The organism is Methylorubrum podarium (assembly GCF_022179745.1).
GTDB lineage: Bacteria > Pseudomonadota > Alphaproteobacteria > Rhizobiales > Beijerinckiaceae > Methylobacterium > Methylobacterium podarium.
The window spans coordinates 1-2,636 of the sequence record NZ_BPRD01000189.1 but is presented as its reverse complement, the minus strand read 5'-3'; the positions used below and the strand labels follow the sequence as shown (position 1 = coordinate 2,636).

The 2,636-nt window shown below is 62.2% G+C and carries 2 protein-coding genes; both read right to left on the bottom strand.

The window, feature by feature from the left end; all coding sequences use genetic code 11:
• Nucleotides 1–196: 196 nt before the first annotated feature.
• Nucleotides 197–892: a hypothetical protein gene (locus MFF42_RS10370; RefSeq protein ID WP_238255685.1), complete on the bottom strand. Its 696-nt coding sequence runs from the start codon at nt 890–892 to the stop codon at nt 197–199.
• Between the two features lie 252 nt (nt 893–1,144).
• A complete protein-coding gene (locus tag MFF42_RS10365; protein ID WP_238255684.1) occupies nt 1,145–2,179 on the bottom strand; it encodes an aspartate-semialdehyde dehydrogenase in 1,035 nt (344 codons plus the stop codon).
• Nucleotides 2,180–2,636 lie beyond the last annotated feature (457 nt).

Below are 2,636 nucleotides of genomic sequence, written 5' to 3'. Positions count from 1 at the left end.
TCGGTTTCAATCACCGCCGCGACCCAGAAGAACAGAAACGCGACAAGGGCAACCTCTCTCGAGAGGGAGGACCAAGGCGATCTTTGGCATCGTCGGTTCAAGGGGGAGGGTCTCGCGCGTCGATGCGCCCTTCCTGCCGGTCGATTGTTTCTACAATATGTGGGAAATTATCCCACTGGATTCGCCGTTGGCTTGTTCAAGCCATTTCTTCGAGCGGAAATGGTGATGGCTGCCAGATCGCCTCGGCCTTGGTCCCGGCGATGTTCTCGCGCTCCCACCGATGCAAGATCGACGCGAGCGCCGCGCGATCGTCGTCCATCAGCGGCTCATGCAAGGATCGGATGCGCAGCCTCCACGTTCGCCATGGCTCATCTTGATGAGGATGCTGCAATGCAGGCGATGCCTGGACCTTCTGCCACCAGCATCGGGCTAAATTCAAATTCCCTAACGCAATATCGTAGACGAGATTTTCAAAAAAATCCTTTCCCCAAGTATAGTCCATGGTTGCCTCCGTTAAAGAACGACAGGCAAGTAAGGTATCTGCACTGCGAAGCAATTTTATGATTTTATTGAGTTGCTCAAGAAAATCTTTTGGCATTTCAGGGTCATCCCAACACCAATTTCTTGCTTGTCCATCAACGTTACTCAGTCGAGGAATATACTCCAAGCAAAAACCAGCGTGAGTGGCTGCTCTTACGTTGGGCAGAAAGAGAGGGTTCAACGTCCATTGTGGATTGAAGTGGCGAGCCGACGAAGTCCGATCGATCCAGATCTCCCGCGCAACATGCGTCACCGGCGTCAGCCACAGCGTATGACTGGTGACGAGCTTGAGGTCTGCGTGATGCTCAAGAAGAGGAAGGACGAGCTGCTGGACCTGTCGAGCGGTGGTCATCAGCGGGGTTTCACCTGCGTCACGATGATTCGGACCGTGTCAGGAAAATACCTGCTCGCTCTGGTTGCAAGAGTGCGCGTGCAGTTGTTCAGAAGGGGTGCAAAGCCGGCCGCGCTGAGCCGGGCAGGTTCCAGAGCAATGACCGGATCTCCAAGGCCGTATGGCAGAGGCAACAGCGATCCGCTCTCGGCCCAAACAAAAACGCCGCCCCGAAAGGGGCGGCGCTCCGAGGATGTCGTTTAGTGGCAGGCGTCAGGCCGCCTGACGCGCCTTGTTCAGGAGCTTGCGGTTCACCAGTACCTCGGCGATCTGCACCGCGTTGAGGGCCGCGCCCTTGCGCAGGTTGTCCGAGACGCACCAGAAGTTCAGGCCGTTCTCGACCGTGGCGTCCTCGCGGATGCGCGAGATGTAGGTGGCATCCTCGCCCGCCGCCTCGTGCGGGGTCATGTAGCCGCCGTTCTCACGCTTATCGATCACCAGCACGCCGGGGGCCGAGCGCAGGATCTCGGTGGCCTGCTCGGGCGAGAGCGGGCGCTCGAACTCGATGTTCACCGACTCGGCGTGGCCGATGAAGACCGGCACGCGCACCGCGGTCGCCGTGAGCTTGATCTTGGGATCGAGCATCTTCTTGGTCTCGGCGACCATCTTCCACTCTTCCTTCGTGTAGCCGTCCTCCATGAACACATCGATGTGCGGGATGACGTTGAAGGCGATGCGCTTGGTGAACTTCTTCTGCACGACCTCGCCGGCGGTGAAGACGGCGCGGGTCTGGCTGAACAGCTCGTCCATGGCGTCCTTGCCGGCGCCGGAGACCGATTGGTAGGTCGAGACCACGACGCGCTTGATGGTGGCCGCCTCGTGGAGGGGCTTGAGCGCGACGACGAGCTGCGCGGTCGAGCAGTTCGGGTTGGCGATGATGTTGCGCTTGGTGAAGCCCACCACCGCGTCGGCATTCACCTCGGGCACGATCAGCGGCACGTCGGCGTCGTAGCGGAACGCGGACGAGTTATCGATCACCACGCAGCCCTGCTGACCGATCCGCGGGCTCCACTCCTTCGACGCGTCGCCGCCCGCCGACATCAGGCAGATGTCGGTGTCGGAGAAGTCGTAGGTGTCGAGCGCTTTGACCTTCAGAATCTTGTCGCCGAAGGAGACTTCCTGGCCCAGGCTGCGGCTGGAGGCCAGCGCCACGACCTCGTCGGCCGGGAAAGCGCGCTCGGCCAGAATGTCGAGCATCTCGCGGCCCACATTGCCCGTGGCTCCGACGACGGCGACCTTGTAACCCATCTCACCAAACTCCGCTGCGCGGGCGGGATGCAACCGGCCCGCCTCTTCCCGTGGCCGGCGGACGCACCGCTCGAGCCCTTCGTTCGGGAAGATTCCATAGGCTGAAGAGCCCGCCCCGATTCGTGTTCGAGGTGGGCCCGTCAGGCGCCCGGAGCAAGATGCCCGCCGCGCGGCCCTGTCAAGTGGCGCCCGCGGGCGGCGGCGGTGCCCTAGTGACGGAGCGATGCCGCCGTCGGGCGGCGATTCACCATCGGGCGAGAATTTCGAGGATAGGCCGCGTCCGCGCAACCGGCTGGTGGCTGGCCGCAGGGCAGAGGTCGAAGGACGGCGAGGGCTCTCGTGCCCCGCGGACCCGACAGAGGCCTGCGCATGCTCCCCTATCCGGACGACGCCCACGATCGATCCCACGAACCTGAATCCGACGACCTCCGCGACCTGACGCGCCCCCGGCCGCGCC

Coding starts and splice junctions, on each gene's coding strand:
- MFF42_RS10370 (WP_238255685.1), bottom strand. CDS start 892: ATGACCACCGCTCGACAGGTCCAGCAGCTCGTCCTTCCTCTTCTTGAG.
- MFF42_RS10365 (WP_238255684.1), bottom strand. CDS start 2,179: ATGGGTTACAAGGTCGCCGTCGTCGGAGCCACGGGCAATGTGGGCCGC.